This is a genomic window from Shewanella sp. 10N.261.52.F9, from assembly GCF_041471165.1.
GTDB lineage: Bacteria > Pseudomonadota > Gammaproteobacteria > Enterobacterales > Shewanellaceae > Shewanella > Shewanella marinintestina.
In genome coordinates this window covers 25101-48167 of the sequence record NZ_JBFRNX010000013.1, presented here as the reverse complement: position 1 = coordinate 48167, position 23067 = coordinate 25101, and the positions used below count along the sequence as shown (strand labels likewise).

The 23067-nt window shown below is 42.3% G+C and carries 22 protein-coding genes; 11 read left to right on the top strand and 11 right to left on the bottom strand.

Annotated features, from left to right (window positions below; genetic code table 11):
- Positions 1–91 precede the first annotated feature (91 nt).
- Positions 92–613 (top strand): GNAT family N-acetyltransferase, encoded by a 522-nt coding sequence (locus tag AB4298_RS09255; protein ID WP_283107164.1) that lies wholly within the window; start codon positions 92–94, stop codon positions 611–613.
- On the opposite strand, the gene AB4298_RS09250 is transcribed toward AB4298_RS09255, so the two are convergent.
- Positions 610–1116, bottom strand: coding sequence for a YcxB family protein (locus tag AB4298_RS09250; RefSeq protein WP_248997696.1), 507 nt, complete (start codon positions 1114–1116; stop codon positions 610–612). The two genes, AB4298_RS09255 and AB4298_RS09250, sit on opposite strands and share 4 nt — an antisense overlap.
- Positions 1117–1265: 149 nt before the next feature.
- Between AB4298_RS09250 and AB4298_RS09245 the strand changes: the two genes are divergently transcribed.
- Positions 1266–1601 carry a TehB family protein gene (locus AB4298_RS09245; RefSeq protein ID WP_248997695.1) on the top strand — a complete coding sequence of 112 codons (336 nt, stop codon included), beginning with the start codon at positions 1266–1268 and terminating at the stop codon, positions 1599–1601.
- Positions 1602–1617: 16 nt separating this feature from the next.
- Here AB4298_RS09245 and AB4298_RS09240 read toward each other — a convergent pair whose 3' ends face one another.
- A complete protein-coding gene (locus AB4298_RS09240) occupies positions 1618–2502 on the bottom strand; it encodes a universal stress protein (RefSeq protein WP_248997694.1) in 885 nt (294 codons plus the stop codon).
- A 275-nt stretch (positions 2503–2777) separates the two neighbouring features.
- On the opposite strand from AB4298_RS09240, the gene AB4298_RS09235 reads away from it, so the two are divergent.
- From AB4298_RS09235 to AB4298_RS09225, 3 genes are all read left to right on the top strand, one after another.
- Positions 2778–3065, top strand: a complete 288-nt coding sequence (locus tag AB4298_RS09235) for a hypothetical protein (protein WP_371986441.1) — start codon at positions 2778–2780, stop codon at positions 3063–3065.
- Positions 3066–3098: 33 nt separating this feature from the next.
- Complete coding sequence (locus tag AB4298_RS09230; RefSeq protein ID WP_371986439.1) at positions 3099–3344, top strand: hypothetical protein; 246 nt, start codon at positions 3099–3101, stop codon at positions 3342–3344.
- A 109-nt stretch (positions 3345–3453) separates the two neighbouring features.
- Positions 3454–4209 carry an SDR family oxidoreductase gene (locus AB4298_RS09225; RefSeq protein WP_371986438.1) on the top strand — a complete coding sequence of 252 codons (756 nt, stop codon included), beginning with the start codon at positions 3454–3456 and terminating at the stop codon, positions 4207–4209.
- A 50-nt stretch (positions 4210–4259) separates the two neighbouring features.
- Here the strand turns inward: AB4298_RS09225 and AB4298_RS09220 are convergent, their stop codons facing one another.
- Positions 4260–4679 (bottom strand): VOC family protein, encoded by a 420-nt coding sequence (locus AB4298_RS09220; RefSeq protein ID WP_248997691.1) that lies wholly within the window; start codon positions 4677–4679, stop codon positions 4260–4262.
- 30 nt (positions 4680–4709) lie between these two features.
- Complete coding sequence (locus AB4298_RS09215) at positions 4710–5318, bottom strand: NAD(P)H-dependent oxidoreductase (protein WP_248997690.1); 609 nt, start codon at positions 5316–5318, stop codon at positions 4710–4712.
- Positions 5319–5473: 155 nt separating this feature from the next.
- On the opposite strand from AB4298_RS09215, the gene AB4298_RS09210 reads away from it, so the two are divergent.
- The 3 genes from AB4298_RS09210 to AB4298_RS09200 all read left to right on the top strand — a co-directional run bounded on the left by AB4298_RS09210 (position 5474) and on the right by AB4298_RS09200 (position 7927).
- Positions 5474–6097: a helix-turn-helix transcriptional regulator gene (locus AB4298_RS09210; protein WP_371986437.1), complete on the top strand. Its 624-nt coding sequence runs from the start codon at positions 5474–5476 to the stop codon at positions 6095–6097.
- A gap of 10 nt (positions 6098–6107) precedes the next feature.
- Positions 6108–6812 carry a pseudouridine synthase gene (locus AB4298_RS09205; RefSeq protein ID WP_371986435.1) on the top strand — a complete coding sequence of 235 codons (705 nt, stop codon included), beginning with the start codon at positions 6108–6110 and terminating at the stop codon, positions 6810–6812.
- A gap of 515 nt (positions 6813–7327) precedes the next feature.
- Positions 7328–7927: an acetate uptake transporter gene (locus AB4298_RS09200; protein WP_248997687.1), complete on the top strand. Its 600-nt coding sequence runs from the start codon at positions 7328–7330 to the stop codon at positions 7925–7927.
- A 114-nt stretch (positions 7928–8041) separates the two neighbouring features.
- On the opposite strand, the gene AB4298_RS09195 is transcribed toward AB4298_RS09200, so the two are convergent.
- From AB4298_RS09195 to AB4298_RS09185, 3 genes are all read right to left on the bottom strand, one after another.
- The gene (locus AB4298_RS09195) at positions 8042–9574 is read right to left on the bottom strand and encodes an MFS transporter (protein ID WP_248997686.1); all 1533 of its coding nucleotides are present in this window, start codon (positions 9572–9574) and stop codon (positions 8042–8044) included.
- Positions 9575–9972: 398 nt separating this feature from the next.
- Positions 9973–10662 (bottom strand): LrgB family protein, encoded by a 690-nt coding sequence (locus AB4298_RS09190; RefSeq protein WP_371986433.1) that lies wholly within the window; start codon positions 10660–10662, stop codon positions 9973–9975.
- Positions 10659–11156 (bottom strand): CidA/LrgA family protein, encoded by a 498-nt coding sequence (locus tag AB4298_RS09185; RefSeq protein ID WP_371986432.1) that lies wholly within the window; start codon positions 11154–11156, stop codon positions 10659–10661. The genes AB4298_RS09190 and AB4298_RS09185 overlap by 4 nt, the downstream gene beginning before the upstream one ends.
- A gap of 108 nt (positions 11157–11264) precedes the next feature.
- Between AB4298_RS09185 and AB4298_RS09180 the strand changes: the two genes are divergently transcribed.
- Complete coding sequence (locus AB4298_RS09180) at positions 11265–12173, top strand: LysR family transcriptional regulator (RefSeq protein ID WP_371986431.1); 909 nt, start codon at positions 11265–11267, stop codon at positions 12171–12173.
- A 71-nt stretch (positions 12174–12244) separates the two neighbouring features.
- Here the strand turns inward: AB4298_RS09180 and AB4298_RS09175 are convergent, their stop codons facing one another.
- Together AB4298_RS09175 and AB4298_RS09170 are read right to left on the bottom strand one after the other, a co-directional pair.
- A complete protein-coding gene (locus AB4298_RS09175) occupies positions 12245–12409 on the bottom strand; it encodes a YqaE/Pmp3 family membrane protein (RefSeq protein WP_012144718.1) in 165 nt (54 codons plus the stop codon).
- Positions 12410–12616: 207 nt separating this feature from the next.
- A complete protein-coding gene (locus AB4298_RS09170; RefSeq protein WP_371986430.1) occupies positions 12617–15583 on the bottom strand; it encodes an ImpA family metalloprotease in 2967 nt (988 codons plus the stop codon).
- A gap of 433 nt (positions 15584–16016) precedes the next feature.
- On the opposite strand from AB4298_RS09170, the gene AB4298_RS09165 reads away from it, so the two are divergent.
- On the top strand, positions 16017–17738 hold the full coding sequence (locus tag AB4298_RS09165; protein WP_371986429.1) for a methyl-accepting chemotaxis protein: 1722 nt from the start codon (positions 16017–16019) through the stop codon (positions 17736–17738).
- A gap of 119 nt (positions 17739–17857) precedes the next feature.
- Here the strand turns inward: AB4298_RS09165 and AB4298_RS09160 are convergent, their stop codons facing one another.
- Positions 17858–20773: a valine--tRNA ligase gene (locus tag AB4298_RS09160; protein ID WP_248997680.1), complete on the bottom strand. Its 2916-nt coding sequence runs from the start codon at positions 20771–20773 to the stop codon at positions 17858–17860.
- Positions 20774–20793: 20 nt separating this feature from the next.
- Positions 20794–21285, bottom strand: coding sequence for a DNA polymerase III subunit chi (locus tag AB4298_RS09155; RefSeq protein WP_248997679.1), 492 nt, complete (start codon positions 21283–21285; stop codon positions 20794–20796).
- Between the two features lie 264 nt (positions 21286–21549).
- On the opposite strand from AB4298_RS09155, the gene AB4298_RS09150 reads away from it, so the two are divergent.
- Positions 21550–22800, top strand: coding sequence for a DEAD/DEAH box helicase (locus AB4298_RS09150; RefSeq protein WP_371986427.1), 1251 nt, complete (start codon positions 21550–21552; stop codon positions 22798–22800).
- Positions 22801–23067: the final 267 nt, after the last annotated feature.

Here is a 23067-nt window from a genome sequence, read left to right as displayed (position 1 = left end):
GCTTAGTTGTTGACACTAAAGCGCTTTTATTTAAAGTTAATTAAACAGAAACGTTTTTTATAAGGCAGACTGATAAGTGAAAAATGAGCAAATGCCCCAAGAAGTAGGCTTAAGTATTTTGATAGATATAGATATTCGTCACAGCTTAGATACTGATATAAATGGTATTTGCCAACTTTATAGCCAAAAAAGTTGCTATAGCTCAACACTGCAGCATCCTTTTCCATCACTTAGTCGTTGGCAGAAGCGTTTAATAGACCTACCTGAAAATTGTTATAGCTTAGTCGCAATGAGAGGTGATGAGGTTGTTGGGCAGATAGGGATGGAAGTCTTTAGCAACCCACGGCGGAAGCATGTGGCCAATATAGGAATGGCTGTCGACGAGTCTTATCGTGGTATTGGTTTAGGCTCTGCGCTGCTTGAGGCTATAGTATCGTTGGCGCAAAATTGGCTGGCTGTAAAGCGGATAGAACTAGAGGTTTATACCGACAATCATTTAGCGATTAGCTTATATAAAAAGCATGGTTTTGTGATTGAAGGTGAAATGCGTGAATATGCTTTTCGGGATGGCGAATATATTGACGCATTTCTAATGGCCTATGTCAGAGATTAATCTTCTTCGGCTAGGGATTCTAAGCCTTTATCTCTACCTTGAGCGATGACAAATTGCAATGCATCTTCATCCAAGCTGCGTTTCGATAGGTAGCTTACTGCTTTAGATTGCTTCAATAGAAAGCCTTGTTTAGTTTCTGTAAATTGGTTGATGTCTTGCCATAAAATTTTGCCTTGAACATAAAAAGAGTCATTGCTGATCCCTGAGCTATCTATGGTCAATGTCACTTCGTTGTTGGCCGCTTTACTCATCATTTGACGCATTAGCCACCAAGGTTTTCTAAACCGAACACTTAATGCTTCTAGTGCGCCTAAAGCAATAAGAAACCACGAAGCGTACCCGTTAATATTGGTTAGCATTAATGCTACTCCCACGACAGCGAACAAAATGGCTTTGCGATAAGCACGTATTGATGCGTCAATAACGACAGATTCGTCATAGCATTCGCTAAAGTGACTCTTATCTAGCGTATATTGGGTTGTGTAACTATATTCTTGATTCATCGGTTCTCGTTATCGCGTGACGCTTAAAGTCGGTATATTTGGGGATTATAATGTTTAGTTTGCTTATAGTCGCTTAACTTGAGCTTAACTTGAGCTTAAATTGCATTAATTACGCTTTAACAAATTAAATAATAAACTAAGGACTCAGTATGGCTGCAATTCCTGTTGATTACGTTAATTATAAGTCCACTGCCGTTTTTGAAAAGGCAACGGTACCGAAAATGTTTCTGCACTTACATAACACTAAAGCCGGGGTGTATGGGCAGATCCATGTGTTAAATGGAGAGCTTAAATTTTACGGCTTTGCCGATAGGCGCGGTGAAATAGAACAAGAGTTAGTGATTAAAGTAGGGGATGTTGGAGTTTCGCCGCCGCAATATTGGCATAAAGTTGAATTTTTAACTGATGACACCTGCTTTAGAGTCGATTTTTGGGCGCATAAAGACTCTGATATCGTGGCTGAAAGCCAGTCTGAGCGCGATTAGCGCTCGTTGTTGTCGATTAATGTAGCTGTGGCTTTATCGCTAGAATATCGCACTTTAACTGTTCAACAATCACAGATGAAGTGTGACCTTTAAGTTCACTGATTAAACCATGATGCTCACCAGCACCAATAATTAACAGATTGGCATTACATTGGTGAGCAATATGGGGAATCACGTAGTCTGGTAATCCTTGCTCTAGATGCAAGTGATCTTGAGCGAATTGTCGACCTTTGGCGCTATCGAGTAATCGTTGCCAAAGTAGCTGTTTTTGATCTGATTCTGATGAATAGTGTTTTTCTGGGGTAACCGACATACTCCAGTTATCCAACTGATAGCAATTTAATAAGTGAATGTCGTTATCTAATAAGTTGGCTAATTGCTGACTATCGTCAAGTAAGCACTGATTGAGTTGCTTATGTTCTAAATTAGAGCCGCTGGTATCTAATGCTGTTAAAATATGCCCTTGGCTCTGCCAAGACTTATTACCCACTATCATCACAGGTTGCAGGCAATCTCTAAGCAAATGGTCCTCACAACTAGGTACCCATTCATTCAATAGTGCATTGTGATGATTATTGTTAATTACCACTAAATCATAATTGCTATTATTAGTTTCGTTAAGAATGGCGACATGATCTTTGACATTTTTGATGGTCTTAATTTCAACTTCTACACCTTGACGCTGATATTGAGTGAGCAGTTTTTTTACGAATAGCATGGGATCCAATGCGTTTTTTGGGATTAGCCCAAGACGACTTAATAGATTGCTACAGGGGCGATCTATTTTTAAAGCGGTGACTTTAGCTTTAGTTTTTTTAGCCAATTGTAGTGACTTACTTAAAGCGGCTTGTGCTGCAGAATTATTGTCTATTAAGGTTAATGTATGGTGGTACCTAATCATAGGAACACTCCGTCTCCTTTTTCTCCACTGCATCTACTTTAGTCTATGGCCTAGTAAATACGTGGGTTTGCTAAGATCAAATCACGCTTAAACGGCTATTTGTAAGTGCTTTTCAGTCTACAGTTTTTAAGTATTTGATTTTGACTATGTCATTTACTGGCTTTTATCTAATTTCAAGAAAATTCAAAATATAATTTATCACTTAGTTGTTAACAATGTTTAACCTGACATTAACTCGCTCCTTGTTTAGGGTGATCTTAACAAGGAGAAGTTAAATGAATTCTACTGATAATAAGCTCGGGCAAGTACTGTTAGTTGAGCGACGTATAGCGGATTTTAAGCGAGGAAAGCTGTCATTGCCGCCAAAGAGCAAGTTGGTTTTTACTAACATAAACTCTGGTATTGCAAACGATACTGTTGTCTCTACAGCTTCAGAGTTGATGCCGACAGAGGTGGCATTAATACAATCAATGAGGCGATCTAGATTATTAACTATGATGGTTGTCATTGGCGCAGTTGCTTACGCTGGCTTTATATTTTTTTTACTAAAAGTGGCCGGGTAAATACATTATTAAGGAATCGCTAAGGAGAGCGTGATGTTGGCATTAGTAGCTGAATTAATGTTTTGGTTTTTATGGGACTTTGTATTTTCTTATCTATTTTATTTTACCGGTGCAATGCTAGTTTATGTGTTTAGCTTAGGCAAAATTAATTACCCTCTATCTGTGACAAGATTTTTAGCGGCACCAAAAATCAGGGGGCGCTCAGAATTTGATAAACCTTTTCTACTCGGTTTCGCCTTTTATATTGGATTGTTTGTATTGGCAGTTTGGTTAAGTTAAACCAGACAACATTTAGCCTTTACTTAGCTCGCTGCCGCAGAGGTTTACATTCACTGTTTGTATTAGTGGTTTGGGTGTTTATTGAGCACGTTAGCTATGGGTGACTAAAATGGCGATACCACGAAAAACAATACTGATTACAGGTGCGAGCTCAGGCTTGGGAAAAGGCATGGCCATCGAATTCGCTAAGAAGGGGCGAAACCTAGCTTTGTGCGCTAGAAGATTTGAGCGTTTAGAGGCTTTAAAACATGAGCTTTTGCAGATTAACTCAAGCATTAAGGTGTCGATTAAAGTACTTGATGTTAATCAACATCAAGCCGTGTTTAAGGTTTTTGATGAGTTTAAGCTTGAATTTGGCACTCTCGACAGAATTATTTTAAATGCAGGGCTGGGCAAAGGAGCTGCAATTGGAACCGGGCATTTTGAAGCAAATAAACAAACAGCAGAGACCAATTTTATTGCTTTGTTGGCTCAGGCTGAAGCGGCTATGGCAATTTTCAGAGACCAAAATGCTGGTCATTTAGTCACTATATCTTCTGTGAGTGCGTTAAGAGGTTTTAGACGAGCCATGACGGTTTATGCTGCAACGAAAGCGGCGGTTAGTTCATTATCGGAAGGGATGCGTATTGACGTGATGAATACACCAATCAAGGTGAGCTGTATTCACCCAGGGTTTATTCATAGTGAAATTAACGTACCGGTCGAAAAAGTACCTTTTATTGTTGATACTGACGTGGGCTGCCGAGCCATTGTTAAGGCTATTGAGGCTGAGAAAGCCAATAGTTTTGTCCCGAGCTGGCCGTGGGCTCTTATTCGCTGGCCTTTAAAGGTTTTGCCAAGTCGATGGATACGGAAAATGAGTTGATCAAGCTCATTGTGCAAACACAAAGCTCATTGATTGGAGCTTTATAGAGATTATTCGTAACGATTACGTAAGCTTGGGACGTCAGTTAAGTATTCGACGAACTCAACTTCATAGCCATCTGGATCGATAAAGTACACATTACGTCTATAAGGGTCATCTATTCCGGGTTTAGCAATCTCAAAACCAGCAGCTTTGAGACGACTGATAACACCATCTAGATCGTCGGTAGCATAAGCAAAATGAGCCAGACCTACCTGATGGCCGCTTAAGTCTCGATTATCCGCATTACCATCGTCATTAAAAGTTAAATACTGATAGTCGTCGCCAAAATGCATCCAGTTGCGTTCTACACCATGCCAAGTCGATTTTCCGCCGCCGCGAACTTGCCAGTGAGGGAATATTGCTTGGTAGAAGTTGAGGGCTGTTGGAATATTTCTTACTACTAAGTTTAAGTGTTCTAAATGAATCATATCTTGCTCCTTTAGTTTCCATTGTGGGTACTACATGCCGTAAGTGTATTCCTGTTGTTTAGGGTAGGCGTGCTGTTGATGGTTTATACGCACTATTTTTAAAGCTTCGCTGTACTGAGCTAACATATGCAAACTGTAGTCTATGCGCTCACGTAAATGTAAATCACGCTCAGAACTTGCCTTTTGACTGTTAAGTACCTCCTCTACATTGCGAATGATTAAATGGTCGGGAGTCGCCACTAATTTATTGTTTTTCAAAGCATTCATTCTTAACTCTGCAATCGGGTAGGCACCACTTATTCCACTAACAACACCGACAAGTAGAGCGGGCTTGTGAGCTGTATCTTGGTTGTCTGCCATTAATAAGAAATTTTTCATAATGGGTGATGCCATGCCGCCCCATTCGGGAGTGATTAGTACTAAGGCATCCGCATTTTTTATTTGTTGGGCGATTAAGGGCCAACGGCTGCCGTCTGCCGCTTTAGAATTAGCTTCACCATCCCAAAATGGCAGTTGGTACTGACATAGTTCAATGTGATGCGCTTTGGTGAAAGCGGATGATTTTTCGCTTAGATAGCGAGCAACTTTAGCACTCTGTGATGGACTTCTTTGACTTGCACTTACAATAGCTAACTCCATTTAAGTAAACCTTTTTGTTTATTTAAGTTTTAAGTAAAGTAATATCTTTACAAAATAAAGTAAAGAAAAAAGTTTACTTAATCGGTGATTGAGCAATAATGGCAACTAGGATGTTTTGTATCGGCTGATAAGCGATGCAACTAAAAGAGATAATAATGAAGACCAGTGACAAAATTTTGCAGATGCTCAAAACTCAAGGTGAATTAACCGCCAAAGTGATTGCCAGTGAACTGGGTTTAACCACAATGGGGGTGCGCCAGCATTTACAAAGTCTGGAAGAAAGTCGAGATGTAGTTTTTGAGGATAGAAAAGCAACTCGAGGGCGACCAACACGTTACTGGGCTCTGACGCCAGAAAGCAATAGCCACTTTTCTGATAGACATGAAGAGCTAACGGTTCAGTTAATTGATTCTGTTAAGACCGTTTTTGGTGATGGTGGTTTAGAGCAACTTATTGCTCACCGAGAGCAAGCTTCTTTAGTGCTTTATCGCGAGGCACTAAAAGACGCGGATACCTTATCGGCTAAATTGCAAATTTTAGCTCAATTACGTATCGAAGAAGGTTATATGGCTAGCGTTGAACAACAAGATGACGTTTATTGGTTACTAGAAAATCATTGCCCTATCTGTGCAGCTGCAAGCAAGTGTTTTAATTTTTGTCGTTCTGAATTGCAGCTGTTCCAAAGTTTGTTAGCGGAGCATGCAGTTATCAGCCGTGAAGAGCATATTATTGAAGGTGCACGTCGCTGTGCCTACAAAGTCGCACCAGTGCAAGAGTAGCTAATATCTTATGGAATCGAAACGTGCACGCTTAGATAGATTTATTAGCGTTAAAACTGGTGTCAGTAAAAAAAACGTCAGAGTACTTTTAGCAAAAGGCCAAGTACTGGTGGACGGAGAAATTGCCCGTGACATTGATTTAATTATTGATGAGTTCTCTCATGTCACCTTAGATGGGCAGATCCTGCAAGCTTGTCAGCCTAGTTACGTCATGCTGCATAAACCCGTTGGTGTCGTCAGTGCCACAGTAGATGATAAACATAAAACAGTTATCGATCTGCTAGATAGAGACGATAAGCACAGCCTGCATATTGTAGGTCGGCTTGATTTAAATACTTCTGGGTTATTGCTACTCACTAATGATGGACGCTGGTCGAAAAAATTGATGTCACCGCAGCATAAAGTTGGCAAGGTGTATCGAGTCACACTACAAAACCCGATTGATGAATCTTATATCGCGGCTTTTGCGAATGGTATGTACTTTGAGTATGAAGACATCACCACGTTACCGGCAAAGCTTGAGATTGTTGATGAACACACTGCGCTAGTGACGCTAATGGAAGGGCGCTATCATCAAATAAAACGTATGTTTGGTCGCTTTCGTAATCCAGTAGTGGGCTTACATCGTTTATCGGTGGGTGATATAGAGCTTGATCCTGAATTAGTCGTTGGTGCTAGTCGTGAGCTATCTTACGATGAAATAGCCATCGACTAAAGGAATGTTTTGATACTTAAATTGGCCCTTCTAACCCTATATAAATCAACTTAGCCTTTTTAGTTTAGCCATTTATGTAGGTGAACTTTCAGTTTTTATAGCTGAAAACTGAAAGTTTTTCTTAAATTAAGCTTAAATCGATAAATAAAGAACCATTTTGTTAGTTTGTGATCTGGTGCAATTTTTCGTCAGTTTAGCTTAATGAATTTCATCAATTACTAATGTGCCCTCAAAGCTTATATGTGATTCACGTCTGGTTATTGCTTGTTGTGTGATCTTGGTTGGGCTGCGGCTGGGGTGATGGCTATTAATGGCTGTTTTTTAATTAAGTTGTTGAATATTATTGTTTAAATGTCTTTTACTGCTATGAGTTTACCCTTCGCTTCGCTTAACTGAAGATTTGCCCACCGTTATCGCTTTCAACTAGAATGCGCGCGCTCAAATTAACTTAATTTAATAATGTGCCTTTTAAGTGAGGTGCATTTGTTAGTGAATACTTCCTGTAGGGGAACTCAATGTCTACACAACTAGCTAATCCTGCTCCACTTGGTCTAATGGGCTTCGGTATGACTACCGTCCTATTAAACATCCATAACGCAGGTTTTTTCCCAATTGACTCTATGATTCTAGCAATGGGGATTTTCTACGGCGGTATCGCTCAAGTTATCGTTGGTATTATGTGCTTTAAGCGCGGTGATACTTTTGGTACTACTGCATTCACATCTTACGGTCTATTTTGGCTAACTTTGGTTGGCTTAATTGTTATGCCAAAGATGGGTCTAGCCGCTAGCCCAGCAGCATTTATGGGTTGGTACTTACTATTGTGGGGCATGTTTACTGCTGCGCTATTTGTAGGTTCTCTACGTTACCCACGTGCTAAGCAAGTTGTATTTGCTTCATTAACGATTTTGTTCTTCCTACTTGCAGCTCGTGATTTCACCGGTAGCGAGTTAATCGGCACTATCGCTGGCTACGAAGGTATCTTCTGTGGTTTAAGTGCGATTTACTTTGCCATGGCTCAAGTATTAAATGCTGAGTTTGGCCGCGTAATTTTACCAGTAGGCCCAGTTGCAGTCGCTGCATACGAGCCTGCTGCAGAAAAACAAGCCGCTTAAGCTAACCACCAATTATCATTTATCTCCGATAATGCATAGTTAAAAGCGATAAAAAAAGCTGACCTATTGGTCAGCTTTTTTGTATCTGCAATTTATAGCTTAACTCGCTAGAGATTAACGTTGCTGCAATTTGAATAGCCATTTACCGTAAAGGAAAATACCGACTGCTGAGATAGAACCAATAGCAGCAATAATGTACCAAGCCATACCAATATTATGGGTGTTATACAGCAGCGTTGTGAGCTCTTGAGCTGGCTCACCTGTATAGGCTACCAAAGTACTAAAAGCTTCACCTTGTGGGATTGCACTAATTTCACTTGGGTTCATGCCACGCTGAGCAAGCAACTCTAATGAGAAGATCTCTTTAGATGCGTACATTTCATATAGTTTAGGACCAAAGTAGCCTTCTAATGTCCAGCCGATACCTTGAGGTAACATCACAAAACCCAGGTACATAGCTTTTTTGCCTTCTGGAGCAATGTTGCCCATAAACTCATTTTTCTTTGGGCTGATCATCATCTCGCCGAAAGAGAACATGGCAATAGCTAATACGATCATCCAAGCTGCATTAGTTGCACCTATTAGCACAAATGCCAAGATACTCAGTAAACAACCGCCAAGCATAGCTGTAGTAATTCGGTATTTTGCAGTTAAGGCTGCGACTAGGAAGCAGGTCGTCATGATCATACCTGCGTTTAGGTTAAGCATGCCTTCAGGCATTACTTTTGTACCAGTATTATCAAGGCCTAACCAGAACTGGAAGAAACCATTAGAAGTACCTTCAGGACCAAAAAGTGAAGTCACAATAACACTGGTATCGACCCACTCCGCAATATGAATAGGTAATACGTCAAATAGCGAGTTGAACAGGAACCAAAAGCCCGCAAATACAAGCATGTAGTAGATAACCACAGGTTTTTTTAGCTCATGCCATGCATCTTTCCAAAGTGCTTCTTGATGGATTTCACCGGCTTTAATTTTGCGGTTGCGTTCCATACGCTCTTCTTTACCTGGCTCTTTATAGGCAAGCAAGAACAAGAAGTTGAGAGAGATTATTGCTGCACAAGCGTAGAACACATTGTCCCAAGAAAGCTGGCGCATATGCACTGCGACTAGCGGACCAAGGAAGCCACCAATATTAACGACTTGGTAAAAAATACCCCAAGCCATCGAGGTATTTTGTCTACCTGTTGATAGGACTAAAGTTCCTTGGATCCCCGGTTTAAATATACCTGTACCACCGGCAAGTAATATGGCACCGAATAGGAATCCATAAAAACTTGGGAAAAATGCCATCACTAGATAGCCAGCAATCTTAATGAGGGTGGATGCAAAAATAGTTTCTTTATAACCGACACGGTCAGAGATCCCGCCTGTAAAAACAGGAATAAAGGTCTGCATAAATGCCCAGATCGCGATAATGACACCATAATCGCTTAGGCTAATACCAAGGCCACCTTCAGAGGTTGGGGCTTTAGCATAAAGACCTGCACTGGCTTTTACGCCGTAATAGGCTATTCGCTCAACCAGCTCCATGCCGCCTACAATCCAGAATATATAGCTTAAGCTGGCAATAGAGGCCCACATACCCAGCTGCTTAACTTCCCGTAGGTCGTTATCTGCATAAGTATCTTTCGAATCGCTCATAACTTTCCCTTCAAATTTTCTAATTATTTATAGTTATTTTGTATGTTTTTATTGTGTTGGTTTTGGGTTCGTAGAACGTGTGATTCTTTACCAAAACGCTGCAAGCTTGTAATTGCAGCAGACACTTTACCTAATTTGTTGTTAAACGCCAAAGTGTTAATTGTTGCTTTGGTGATACAGCCAGTATTAAACGCACTCTGCTGCAGTTATTGGTACCAGTAAAGCGATGTATTGATGGAAGTTACTTAGTTGGAAATATCATAATGAAAAAGCCTAGAAATAGGCTTGGTAATCGATAGCTGTATAGCATGTTGTAATAAGTTAATTATGAATTAGTGACGCATAATGAATAGCGAGTTGCTTATATAACAATAGGTAAAAGTCTAAACTGATGGCCATTAGTTGATTAACGTTGCAAACAGTGGTGCTGCAATTACCATAACAATACCAGTAAAAATCATGGTGAGGCTGGCAATTACGCCTTCTTGTCGGCCAATCTCTGTCGCTTTCGCTGCCCCTGCACCATGGGCAGAAGCACCCAACGCTACGCCCTTTGCTATAGCGCTATTTATCTTAGCGATTTTAAACAAAGGCTCGCAAATCAACATTCCAATAATACCGGTAAGCAGTACTAGCATAGCGGTAAGTTCAGGGACACCGCCAAAGGCCGTTGTGGCTTCGACCGCAAAAGGGGTTGAAACCGAACGAACCATTAAACTGTGGGAAAGCTCGGGTGGTAAGTGAGTCCATTTTACGAGTAACCAGGATGATGCAAGGCCGAGAAATAAACCTGTTATCACTCCTAAGCTTAATGTCAGTGGATATTGTTTTATTAGCAGACGCTCACGGTAGATAGGTACCGCAAAAGCGATGGTTGCAGGTGCTAGCATTGCCGCTAGCCAGTGGCTATAGCTGAAGTAATCTGCGACATCTATTTTCAATGTGACGACAACAATCAAAATCAGTGCTGGAGCAATAATGATGGGGGCAAACCAAGTTTTGTGCTGCTTTTTGTATAGTGCCTTGCTGGCATAGTAACTGACTAGTGTCAGCGCTAAACAAAACAAGCCAATATTGATGTGGTTCATGCTGCTTTTTGCTCTTTAGTAGCCAAGTTAGAGGTTGAATCGGTGCTAGGAAGGTGAATGATCTGTGCATTCACTTTTTTCTGCTGTCGTTTAAGGTTTTGTTGATGCTCAAACTTAAAAAGTTTGTCTACTGTATACGCTGTTCCAATAAGGACTAAGGTACTGGCTGCAAGCATTGCGGCAATGAGTTCTACGCCATAATTTGCGAGTAAGGGCTGATACTTTATTGCGCCAACAACGGGGGGGATAAAAAACAGTAGTAGTTCTGCTATCAACCAAGATGCACCTAAATTAACGCTTTTTTCCGGTACTAACTTTAGGCAGAGTAATAGCAATAAAATTGCTAGCCCTATAACGCTACCAGGTATAGGAGAAGACACTTTTGTCGCTACGCTCTGACAAGCCCATGCGAATAAACAGAATCCACAAACCTGAATTGCTGCTAAAGCGCTGCGTTTTATTATAGAGGGGGCGAGTCTGCCAAAAAAAGTCATGGTAATTTCAACGTTAACAGTCTAGATAGGTTGAGGTTAGTTTACGCTTGCTTAATTAATAGAAAAAATGAATATTAATGATGCAATCTATAAATTATGGTTATCTAAATGGATCTTAAAGCGCTACAGTATTTTACGCAGATAGTTGATGCGGGTGGTTTTGCTAAGGCAAGTCGCATTGCATTCTTGACTCAGCCAGCACTTTCAAAAGCGATAAAAATGCTTGAAGAAGAACTCGATATGGTGCTGCTAGAGCGAGGAAAGCGCGGTACTCAGATAAAGCTAACAGCAGCAGGTGAAGTGGTTTATCGTCATGCACAGTTGTTGCTTGCAGGTCGCAAAGATATGTTGCTGGAGCTTGATAGTTTACGGCATTTAACGGGGGGCAGCTTAAAGCTAGGTTTAGCACCATTAGGTAGTGCAGAGCTCTTTGCCCCGGTTATCGCCAAGTTTAGGCAGCTTTACCCTAAAGTGGATATGCAGTTATTAGTGCGTGGTGGCGTTGAACAGACGATAGCACTGAAAAAGAATGAGATAGAGCTCGCAACTGGGATCATTGCATTTGATGGTGAGTTTGATGGGTTACGTATTCGTAACGACCCTATGGTGGTGGTTGTGCCCAAGACGCATCCATTGGCAAGCTTTAAACAACTACAGCTTAAAGATTTAGCCTCTCTGGCTCAGGTAATGTTTGAGCCGGAATATGCCCTTTATGAGTTGATTTTAGATGCCTGTGATAACGTAGGCTTTGTCCCGGCTGAAATTACTCGAGTTAGCCATGCTGATTTTGGTATTGCGCTGGTGGCTGCGGGCACGGGGATAATGGTGTTACCACAAATTATTGCTGAACGTTATCGGGTTGATGCTGTAGTAAATGTACCTCTTGCTAGTGAAGACTTACGCTGGGAGTTATCGCTGTTTTGGCGCAAGCAGCAAAGCCTTTCTTTTGCAGCCCAAGCAATGATTGAGTTAGTGAAACAACAGCTTGAACAGAGCGCTTCTTTGAGTAGGTTTTAATTATATAAAAGATAAAAGCCTGACTTTGAGTTAGGCTTTTACATTTCAGTTATTAACAGATTAACTTTGGATTATTTAGTCACGACCCAGAGCGCATGCAGTAAACCAGGAATAAAGAACAGTAGACATAAAATAATATTGATCAGTAAGTCTTTACCTACACCGCTTTTGAGAAAGACTGCCACTGGCGGTAGTAAAATCGCGATGATGATGAGTAACAGCTTGTTGGTATCCATAAATTGATGTCCTTTTTGTCTTCATTACAAATCTTGGCCTTAAAACAATTAAGTTTTTTGCTAAAAAATCTACCTATTTCAAGACTCAAGTTAAATATCTCTGTTTAAAACTTAATCTATATTGTTGATGTTGTAAACGTAGTATTCAAGCAAATAAAAAGCCATCTAAAAATCAGATGGCTTTGTCTGGTGGACTCTAGGTGATAGTTATAGTGGCCAAGGTGAAACACCGTCAACAGCAACAGGCTGCAAGTCTAGGCTCTTACAGTAATCACCGGGCGCATAAATATAAACCTGTTTAGCAACGGCAGTATATCCAAATGAGCTGACTTGAGATTGTGCGGCTTGAGTCGTTGCCAGTCCCCACATCTGATACAGCTGTCGATAATCGAGCTGAGTTGAATAACTCATTGCAACCATTAAGAAATCATTATTAGAGATTTTTTGGGCGGCATCTAAGCTAAATTGATCAAAGCCAAGTTGGGCTCGCTTTTGCTGCCATGTCTGCTCATCGGCTTTTGCCCTTTCAAACTCTCGTAGCAAAATATGCACTCTAGCAAGTAGGTGCCAGCCATTTTCTAGCGCGCCGTGCTTTTGGGCTGCAACCATCATTTGTAACATGGTTGCCATGCCATTTGACCAACTGGTTAGTTTAGCTGCCTGCATGTAAGCAAAGGGATCTGCTTGATTAACGCTAGCCTGTAACACTGCAAACTCATCATCAATATTTAACCCTTGGCATGAAGGCAGCTTTCCAAGTTCAGTGTAAGCGCGTGACTTTGTGTAGTAAGAGTAAGGGTTAGTTGAAGCATGACCATCATGACCATCAAAGCGCAAACGACCTTTCTCGAGGCCGTGGCCAAGTTCATGGATATCGCCATGGCCAGTAGGGCTAAATGACCAGCTAGCATCGTAAGGATTACCTGAACAACCTGCGCCGCAAGTTGGTTGGTCGGCATTCATATGTTTAACGGTATCAATGGTATCTATTTGCCAACCTTTGCTGGCGGCAAAATCGGTGATTTCTGAGACTTCATCGATAAATGGTCCTTTAAAGCCAGCGAGTAAATGTGGGTAATTATGTACCTGAGTCATAATTGCATCGGCCATCTTTTCTGGTGTATTCCAAAGTGGCTCATGGTCCATAGTTTGTTGCATTTTATCGAGTTTTGAGTGAACCTCGAAGTGATCAGTTGCGAGCTCTGCCCAGTCATATTGGTTAGCTGCCAATGCTTGCATAAATTGGTTGCCATCAATGCCGTTACGCCAATATGGGTGTAGCCCAACTTGTTTAAAAGTAAACTCGGTAGCAAAGTCTCCGACGTCGAAGTTAACTTGCATTGGGCCACCATAGGGACTGGTGAACTTAATGGTTTCACCTGCTTTTACTTCGATATGAGTCGATTGTAGTAGTTTAGGGCGGTTATAACCATTTGTTGCAAACTCATGGGTCGAGCCTGAACGCAGTGTATTAATAAATATCCAAGTACGGACAGGACTATTATCGTTACGCGTTATGCTGACGGTTTGCCCTGGTAAAGCATACACACCAGCTGAGCGAAAGCCTTTCTTGCTTGTTAAGCTTACGTCTTTGTTTGTTGGCGTTACATGGCTAAAGTCGGTGCGGCTAAAGTTACCTAAATCTTTTGGTACGGCATTGATATCACGGTAGTTATATACGCTATGGTTGGCGTAATAAGCTTTTAGGTAGTTCAAAGAGTCAGTTGTGATGACATCCATCGGATACTGAATATCTTGGCGGTAGTTGTCTCCTAAAAGGATTAGTAACTTATACAGCGAGTAATCTGGCTGACTGAATATATCGATTTTATTGCTTTCTATGGTTTGAATATTGCTGCGTATTCTTGATAACGCGGAACGATAAGCACTACTAAATAGGTCGTCACAACTACTTGCGCAGTTGGCTAAGTTAAAATCGACTTGCTGAGAATCAAACATAGCTAACCACAACTGCTCTTTTTCCAAGGCACTGAAGTTTTTGAGCATCGCTGTGACTGACGACCAATCGGCTTTATCTTGGGCGAAGTAGTTGCCTGGGCCACCAGGCCCTTGCATGCCAAAGCCCATAGGATTAAGTACAGTTTGAGTTAGAGGCTTACTATTCCAACTATGCAAGTGCACATAGAGTAAGGGTTGCTTATTATTCTGGATTTGAGCAATAAGGGGCTTTACTGTGTCGGTAGTAAATAGTTCTGAAGAGCCTGTGATAACGAGTTGCGCTTCACTCAAGCAGCGGCTTAAACTGTCGGCATCACTACAGGCTTCTACCTGCCAATTTGGGTAGTGCTTGCCAATCCAATTATTAATACGAGTGACAGTATTACCACTCATCAAAAACAGTCTTACTTGCTGCACTTCTGTTGCCGAGGCTTCATCTTGAGCCAACATCCAGGCTAATAAACGTTTGAAGCTGGCTTCAAACGCTGAGTTGTTACCTTGCTCCATGCTCGAAATAATATCGGTTCCGAAGGCAGCATTTCGCTGACCCTCAATATCGTTAGTCGCGGCAAAGGTTAGTCCCTTATTGCCGGTAACAATGGCGTAGGCCTTACTTTGTGGATAAGCATGTTCTGCACCAGATAAGCTAATCATCTGTGAATGGCGCCCCTGATCGTATACAACAGCGTCTTTTTGGTAGATTTCATTTAACAGTGAAGCACCATCAGCCCGGTATTGTTCAATATGCTTTATCGCCCGTTTTATTATTTTGGGAGATTGGCCTTGTGCGATAGCGGCATCTCCACTAAGCATTGCAGTGCTGATTTTATCGTTTAATTGCAGGGTGATGCTATCGGTGGCCGTCTGATTAATGCTGTCGGTAACACTTAAACTGAGTGTTATCTGAGCGTTGTTCTCTAATGCAGTGGCATCGATAGTCACGTTATCTATGCTGAAGTTGGATAATACGACCTCAGGGCCTGAAAGTTGTTGCCATTCAAAGCTAGGCGTTCCAGTAGCATAAGTTGCTACATCGGCCGACACCGTAAACTGATTGTCATTCCATGCGGTAATAGGATCACCTAATTCCACTGTCGGTGCTTGAGCCGTAGGTGGCGTGATATTTCCTTCGTTGCCATCAGTAGATGGATCATCTGAACCACCACATGCTGATAGGCCTAATAATATAAAACTCGATAAAAGCCATTGCTTCATTTTTTTAACACTCCATGCAATTTGGTTACATTCTGAGTATTTTTTATACTTAAAGCAATTAAATGTATTAAATATCGTTAAAAAACAATGGTTAAGTCATTTTGTTGACGTTGTCATCAAATTGACTCAGTATTTATTTTTTAGCTTCTTCTGTTCATTAAGGTCTCCTTGGTACGAACTATTTGCGCTGTCATCATTAAGTCTAAGCCTGCTTAAATACTGAGCTTTAGCTATGTAATGACGATTTGGGTGAATAGGATTTTTAGGAACCCTGTGAGCAACCTCAATAATTCTTACGCTGTCTTTATCTTTGTGTATCAAATTAGGCCAATTTGTCTATGCTCTAGCAAAAAATGGTCACTAGATACTTAAGCCTTTATTTATTTAGTTGATTTTTTGATACCACCAGTACATGTAAGGAACAGAGATTATAATGTCTGTATCAATCGATCAGTTGGGGCACGATGAGATCCGTCGTAGTCAGCAACCAGAAGCAGGCTTTGCTTCGTTGTGTAAATCAGTGAGATTTCAACTTAAGTTTATTGTGTTTCTAACGGTGATCTCATTCCTATTTTTAGGATACAAAGGGATTACAGGCATGCAAGATGCTGGTGATTCGATAGAACAGCTGCATACCCAAGGTATGCAGCATAGTATTAGTGCTGGCCATTTATTAAGTGAGTTAGCAAGGGCTCGCAGCGAGCTATTATTGGCATTTCAACATGACCCAAGTAGTGAGTTTGCTGAGATGCACAATCACCCTTTGTCATTGCATATTGCGCAGGCACAAGCTGCTATTAAGACTCTAAGAGATATTGTTGAAAATAAGATTTTAAGTGCAGATTTAGATGCTGGCGAGCGCCAACAAGCTAATGAGTTAAAAAGCTTGTTAGATAAAGTGGTTATGGTAGGTTTTACCCCTACGATTTCAGCATTACAACAAGAAAAGTATCAGGCTGCCAATCAGGTTTTATTAAGCGAAATTAACCCCCTATTTAAAACAATTACTGCAGAAGCGCAGTCGTTTCTTGCTTTGCAGATTGAAGAGGGGGAGCAAACATTTGCGCTATTTAATCAAAATATGCAGGTGTATATGGTATTAGTTGCGCTGTTTTCTAGTATCAGCATGTTAGTTATCACTATTAGCCTAACCCTTATTGTTCGCAGAGTAGGTACGTCGGTTACCGAGCTTGAAAAGACTGCTGATAATATTGCTGGTGGTGATTTAACGCGCCGAATTGAAATTGGTGGTGACGATGAGTTTTCGCATATTGCCTCTTACGTTAACCAAATAGCTTCTCGTTTCCAACAAGCGGTGCAAAATACTCATGTGTCGACTTCTCGCTTAGCTAGCGCTGCGGAAGAGAACTCAGTTGTATCAACCCAAACACAGCGTAATGTTTTAGACCAGCAACAACAGACTCAACAGATTGCTGCGGCTATTCATCAGTTCACCGCAACAGTACGGGATGTCGCACAAAGTGCAGAAGCTGCCGCAACGGCATCAACAGAAGCCAATACAGCTGCCCAGCATGGCCAAATGGTTGTAAATGAAAGTATCTCTGTGATAGACACTTTATCTACAGAGATGGATGGTGCAACCGTGGCTATGCAATCTTTGTCTAAGTCATCTGATGAAATTGGCTCTGTGGTGGATGTTATTCAAGGGATTTCTGAGCAAACTAATCTGCTTGCGCTTAACGCAGCAATTGAAGCAGCTCGAGCGGGTGAACAAGGACGTGGGTTCGCGGTAGTGGCTGATGAAGTGCGCTCGTTAGCTAAACGTACTCAAGATTCGACTGAAGAGATCCAGATAATGATCCAACGTTTGCAGCACGGGGCACGTGATTCAATGTTGATGATGCAGCGTGGCACAGAGCAAGCAAAGTTAAGCGTAGGTAAGTCTCAGCAAGCTGGTGATGCTCTATCGCAGATAATGAGTAGTATCGAGCAAATTAATGCACTTAATACTCAAATTGCGACGGCGTCTGAAGAGCAAAGCTTAGTGACTGAGGAGATAAATCGTAACATTACTAATATTAGTGATATTTCAGATCAAACCGCAGCTGGCGCAGAGCAAACCCAAGCTGCGACTCTCGAGCTTGCTAGCCTTGCTGAATCAATGCAGCAAGAAGTTGCTTATTACCGGGTTTAATTAGGTTTCGGTGCAGTTAGACTGAAATATAAAATTGAAATAACAAAAAGGGCTGTCGATGACAGCCCTTTTTTAATGTCTAGTTTCTGTGATGGAAGCCAGTGTTAAACTAGTTAGAGTTAGCCTTCTAGCTTAGCAAGTTCAGCTTTCTGTTCAGTTAGCTTATCCATATCACGTTGATATTCAGCTTGCTTAGCACGTTCTTTTTCAATCACGGCAGCAGGGGCTTTAGCAACGAAACCTTGGTTAGATAGCTTACCTTCGATACGTTTGTATTCGCCAGCAGCTTTCTCAAGTAACTTGTCGATACGTGCTACTTCTTTAGCCACATCGATTAAGCCAGCCATTGGGATCAATAGCTCCATGTTGCCCACTAACTGTGTAGTTGACATTGGCGCAGTTTCACCGTCGCTTAGAATCGTCATAGACTCAAGCTTAGCTAGCGTCTTGAAGAAAGTTTGGTTAGCTTCAAGGCGTGCCTTATCTTGCTCGCTCACACCACGTAATAGAGCGTTTAGCGGCTTAGAAGGTGCGATGTTTAGCTCGGCGCGGATGTTACGAACCGCAACAATCACTTGCTTAACCCACTCAAGATCTTCCATCGCAGCAGCATCAACTTTATCGGCTTGATACTCAGGGAATGGAGCTAGCATCAGGCTATCGCCTTCAACTGCTGCAAGTGGCTTAACACGCTGCCAGATAGTTTCAGTTAGGTATGGCATGATTGGGTGCATTAGACGCTGCATCTGCTCAAGTACAGTAACCAAAGTATGGCGAGTACCACGAAGCTGCGCATCTGTGCCGCTTTGCATTACTGGCTTGGTTAGCTCTAAGTACCAGTCACAGAATTGGTTCCAAGTGAACTCATAAATCGTGTTGGCAGCTAAGTCGAAACGGTAGTTCGCCATGTGCTCGTCAAAAGATTTAACGGTTTCATTGAATAGACCAATGATCCAGCGATCAGCAAGAGATAGTTCCATCTCGCCCGGCTTGCCATCAACAAGAAGTTGACCACAATCTAGTGCTTCACCAATTGCATCATCGCTTGCATCATCCGCTTGTACTTCAGTGTTCATCAGCACGTAACGTGATGCGTTCCAGATCTTGTTACAGAAGCTGCGGTAACCATCAAGGCGCTTCATGTCCCAGTTGATATCACGACCAGTTGATGCCATAGACGCTAGAGTAAAGCGCAGTGCGTCAGTTCCGTGCGGCTCAATACCATCAGCAAACTCTTTACGAGTGCTCTTTTCAATCTTAGCGGCAAGCTGTGGCTGCATCATGTTGCCAGTGCGCTTTTCAACTAAAGACTCAAGATCAATACCGTCAATCATGTCTAATGGGTCAAGTACGTTCCCCTTAGACTTAGACATCTTGTTACCGGCTTCATCACGGATAAGACCCGTTACATAAACCGTCTTAAACGGAACTTGTGGCTTGCCGTTTTCATCTTTGATGAAGTGCATGGTCATCATGATCATACGGGCAACCCAGAAGAAGATGATGTCAAAGCCCGTTACCAACACATCTGTTGGGTGGAAAGCTTTAAGCTCAGCGGTATCTTCAGGCCAGCCTAGTGTCGAGAATGTCCACAATGCAGAACTGAACCAAGTATCTAGTACGTCGGCATCTTGGCGAAGAACCACTGAATCGTCAAGCTTGTGCTTAGCACGAACTTCAGCTTCATCACGGCCAACGTAAACCTTACCGGCTTCGTCGTACCATGCAGGGATACGGTGACCCCACCAAAGCTGACGTGAAATACACCAGTCTTGAATGTCACGCATCCAAGAGTTGTACATGTTCTCATATTGCTGTGGTACAAACTTGATGTCACCGTTTTCAACGGCTTCCATTGCAGTCTTAGCCATAGGTGCAACAGCAACATACCACTGGTCTGTTAATAGTGGCTCGATAACAACGCCAGAGCGGTCACCGTAAGGTACCTTCAATGCGTGTGGATCGATTTTGCCTAGTAAACCTAGTGTTTCAAATTCTTCAACGATAGCGGTACGTGCTTTAAAGCGATCAAGACCAGCATAGCGCTCTGGTAAACTGTTATCTAAATCGTTGTTTGCAGTGCCGTCGGTATTCACTACTTCAGCGCTTGAACGAATCGATGCGTCGATAGTTAGGATGTTGTACATAGGTAATTCGTGACGCTTACCGACTTCATAGTCGTTAAAGTCGTGGGCAGGAGTGATTTTCACACAGCCTGTACCGAACTCCATATCCACATAGTCATCAGCAACGATTGGGATAAGACGGTTTACGATGGGTAGCAGAATAAACTTACCAATAAGTGATTGATAACGCTCATCCTCTGGGTGAACCGCAACTGCGCTGTCACCAAGCATGGTTTCTGGACGAGTCGTTGCGACTTCTAGGTAGTCTTTACCGTCAGCTGTTAAAGCGCCATCGGCTAACGGATAGCGGAAATGCCACATGCTGCCTTGCTTTTCTTTGTTCTCAACTTCTAAGTCAGAGATAGCAGTGTGCAGGGTTGGGTCCCAGTTCACAAGGCGCTTACCACGGTAGATTAGGTCATCTTCATATAGGCGTACAAACACTTCTTGTACGGCGTCAGACATGCCTTCGTCCATAGTGAAACGTTCACGATCCCAATCTACAGATGCGCCAAGACGACGTAGCTGTTTAGTGATAGTGCCACCCGACTGCGCTTTCCAGTCCCAGATACGGTCGATAAAGTTTTCACGGCCAAGATCGTGGCGGCTTAAACCTTCTTCAGCGGCGACTTTACGCTCAACCAACATCTGTGTGGCGATACCTGCGTGGTCAGTACCGACCTGCCAAAGGGTGTTTTTACCCTTCATACGTTGGTAACGGGTTAACGTATCCATGATGGTGTCTTGGAAGGCGTGACCCATGTGCAAGCTACCCGTCACGTTTGGTGGCGGGATCATGATGCAATAGTTGCCTTGAGACTCATCGCCGTGTGGCTTGAAGTAACCTTTCTCTTCCCAGTTTTGGTAAAGAGACTGTTCTATAGACTGCGGGTTATATGTTTTTTCCATGGGAGCGTGTTTATCTCAAACTAAAAATTAATAGGTTGTGTTGCTATATCTTGGGTCGTTAGAGCTATCCCAAGTGCGCGATACTGTCTGTAGCGATCGCGAGCAATCGCTTTATGGCTATCGTCGTTAGCAACGAAATCGATAATCTGGTTAAAGTTTACCGCAAATTGCGGCACTTGGTCTGCAAGATTAATCAGAAGATGACGTTTTTTGTTGGCACCAAGTCTATCAAAACCAATTTCTACTGGTGCACCGCCTAACGAACCTTCACCTTTAAGGTTATGCGGCACGAAAGATTGTGGTTCAAATTGCCAAAGTAATTCATCAATCGCATAAGCTTGCTGTTGATCTTGGCAATGAATGTAGACTAGCTCTTGTTGAGTAAAGGCTCGCTGCGCTAGTTGGCAGGCAAGAAAATACACTTGCTCCAGCGCTGATTTAGACGCGGCTGGTGCGTGCTGTACATCCTTAGGCAACAGATAAAACTGAGCTTGAGTCTGACTTGGCGACATGCTTAAAACCTGCTTGAAGACCTGCTCGAAGAGATAGTTTGCTATAGCTTCGGCTTTTGGCTGACGAAAGAGAGGATTTTACACTAAAAGTCGCTCAGAGATCAGCCTCTAATCTTGGTTTTCTTTAATGCTAAAGACGATTGATTGAACTACGGATCTCAGGCTTGATGATTTACGGGGATTTTGACCTAAAATAAACGCTTAATTTTACTAATAGTCTGGCTGTCGCTACACTCCACTTAATTGTCGATATTAGTCCATATTATGAAATTCTCCGAGCTAAACCTTTGCACCGAAATCTTATCTAATTTACCCAATAATCTGCTTGCAGCTACTGATATTCAAAAGCTTGCCATCCCAGCAGTCCTCGCCGGAAAAGACCTACTGGCGTTAGCGCAAACGGGTAGCGGTAAGACCTATGCCTTTGGTTTACCTATAGTGCAAACCCTGATTAACAATAATCACAGTGAGATTGAAGGGCTAGTGATAGTGCCAACGCGCGAGTTAGCGCAGCAAGTCGCGACTGCAATAAGCTTGCTTTCTGGCAGTATTGCAGTGACAGTTTTATGTGGTGGCATTGATAAAACGGCGCAAATAAGCGCGTTACAGCAAGCCCAATCATTGAATAAGCCGCAACTTGTGGTGGCAACGCCGGGCAGATTACTCGACTTATTGCAACAGCAAAGCCTTTCTCTGAACGCTGTTAAACAACTGGTGTTAGATGAAGCTGATAGACTAATGGATATGGGCTTTTGGCCTGATGTTGAACGTATTCTGAGCTTTGTTCCCCGGAGTAGACAGACCTTGTTGTTTTCAGCCACTTTGGCAGCAGAGTTAAATGATAAAGCGGTTAACTTGCTACGCCAGCCAGTAAAGGTGAGTGCGCAAGCGGCTAACAGTGTGGTGAGCGACATTAAGGAGTTGCTCTATTTAGTCAATAAAGGTGATAAGGCGAGGGCGTTAATAGCCCTTGTATTAGCCCATAAATGGTCGCAGGTATTAGTGTTTATTAATGCCAAAGATGAGGCTGATAAACTCACTAAGCGATTGGTTAAAGCTGGGATTAATGCATCAGCGCTGCATGGTGATAAAGACCATCAGCAAAGAGAGCAAACCCTTAGCGATTTTAAAGCCGGCGAGTTACAAGTATTGGTGACCACAGATCTGTTGTCGCGAGGGATCCATATTGATGCCTTGCCTGTGGTGATAAACCTTGAACTGCCAACTAGTGCTCCTGTGTATGTACACAGAATTGGCCGTACAGCGCGAGCGGGAGCCAATGGCATTGCCATTTCACTCGTGTGCCATGGTGAATCGGATACTCTGGCGGCAATTGAAGCATTAACGCAGCGCACATTTAAGCTTGAAGCGTTAACTGGGTTTGAAGTCACCGATAAACCGTCATCAGGTGCAAGTAAGCGCGCACCGCGGGATAAAAAGGCCAACCGCCGCAGCCAAAATAAGCGCAGTGCTAAAGACTTTGTTTCTAAAAAGCCTGTTAGTAAGTCAAAATAAATCAACAAGCGTGATTATTAGGCGTTTTGTTACTTTATTCATAGAGAGATTTACCGCGATAAATGACTGCTAACAGTCTTAGTGAGCGTTAGTTTTCGGCTGGTGTGCTTGGCTGTTCTCTATACAATCAGCGGCTTAGTTAACACTGTAAACTTTAGTTAAATAGATAAAAAATTAATCGCTCACATTGTCTAATTTATTAGCTGGTGCGTTATCTGCATTGCGGATATACTCCGCGCTCGCGCAAATAGTGCTTGGTCATTATAC

What these genes read in the sequence shown, in the direction of transcription:
- AB4298_RS09255 (WP_283107164.1), top strand. Translation starts at nt 92, where the DNA reads ATGCCCCAAGAAGTAGGCTTAAGTATTTTGATAGATATAGATATTCGT.
- AB4298_RS09250 (WP_248997696.1), bottom strand. Translation starts at nt 1,116, where the DNA reads ATGAATCAAGAATATAGTTACACAACCCAATATACGCTAGATAAGAGT.
- AB4298_RS09245 (WP_248997695.1), top strand. Translation starts at nt 1,266, where the DNA reads ATGGCTGCAATTCCTGTTGATTACGTTAATTATAAGTCCACTGCCGTT.
- AB4298_RS09240 (WP_248997694.1), bottom strand. Translation starts at nt 2,502, where the DNA reads ATGATTAGGTACCACCATACATTAACCTTAATAGACAATAATTCTGCA.
- AB4298_RS09235 (WP_371986441.1), top strand. Translation starts at nt 2,778, where the DNA reads ATGAATTCTACTGATAATAAGCTCGGGCAAGTACTGTTAGTTGAGCGA.
- AB4298_RS09230 (WP_371986439.1), top strand. Translation starts at nt 3,099, where the DNA reads ATGTTGGCATTAGTAGCTGAATTAATGTTTTGGTTTTTATGGGACTTT.
- AB4298_RS09225 (WP_371986438.1), top strand. Translation starts at nt 3,454, where the DNA reads ATGGCGATACCACGAAAAACAATACTGATTACAGGTGCGAGCTCAGGC.
- AB4298_RS09220 (WP_248997691.1), bottom strand. Translation starts at nt 4,679, where the DNA reads ATGATTCATTTAGAACACTTAAACTTAGTAGTAAGAAATATTCCAACA.
- AB4298_RS09215 (WP_248997690.1), bottom strand. Translation starts at nt 5,318, where the DNA reads ATGGAGTTAGCTATTGTAAGTGCAAGTCAAAGAAGTCCATCACAGAGT.
- AB4298_RS09210 (WP_371986437.1), top strand. Translation starts at nt 5,474, where the DNA reads ATGAAGACCAGTGACAAAATTTTGCAGATGCTCAAAACTCAAGGTGAA.
- AB4298_RS09205 (WP_371986435.1), top strand. Translation starts at nt 6,108, where the DNA reads ATGGAATCGAAACGTGCACGCTTAGATAGATTTATTAGCGTTAAAACT.
- AB4298_RS09200 (WP_248997687.1), top strand. Translation starts at nt 7,328, where the DNA reads ATGTCTACACAACTAGCTAATCCTGCTCCACTTGGTCTAATGGGCTTC.
- AB4298_RS09195 (WP_248997686.1), bottom strand. Translation starts at nt 9,574, where the DNA reads ATGAGCGATTCGAAAGATACTTATGCAGATAACGACCTACGGGAAGTT.
- AB4298_RS09190 (WP_371986433.1), bottom strand. Translation starts at nt 10,662, where the DNA reads ATGAACCACATCAATATTGGCTTGTTTTGTTTAGCGCTGACACTAGTC.
- AB4298_RS09185 (WP_371986432.1), bottom strand. Translation starts at nt 11,156, where the DNA reads ATGACTTTTTTTGGCAGACTCGCCCCCTCTATAATAAAACGCAGCGCT.
- AB4298_RS09180 (WP_371986431.1), top strand. Translation starts at nt 11,265, where the DNA reads ATGGATCTTAAAGCGCTACAGTATTTTACGCAGATAGTTGATGCGGGT.
- AB4298_RS09175 (WP_012144718.1), bottom strand. Translation starts at nt 12,409, where the DNA reads ATGGATACCAACAAGCTGTTACTCATCATCATCGCGATTTTACTACCG.
- AB4298_RS09170 (WP_371986430.1), bottom strand. Translation starts at nt 15,583, where the DNA reads ATGAAGCAATGGCTTTTATCGAGTTTTATATTATTAGGCCTATCAGCA.
- AB4298_RS09165 (WP_371986429.1), top strand. Translation starts at nt 16,017, where the DNA reads ATGTCTGTATCAATCGATCAGTTGGGGCACGATGAGATCCGTCGTAGT.
- AB4298_RS09160 (WP_248997680.1), bottom strand. Translation starts at nt 20,773, where the DNA reads ATGGAAAAAACATATAACCCGCAGTCTATAGAACAGTCTCTTTACCAA.
- AB4298_RS09155 (WP_248997679.1), bottom strand. Translation starts at nt 21,285, where the DNA reads ATGTCGCCAAGTCAGACTCAAGCTCAGTTTTATCTGTTGCCTAAGGAT.
- AB4298_RS09150 (WP_371986427.1), top strand. Translation starts at nt 21,550, where the DNA reads ATGAAATTCTCCGAGCTAAACCTTTGCACCGAAATCTTATCTAATTTA.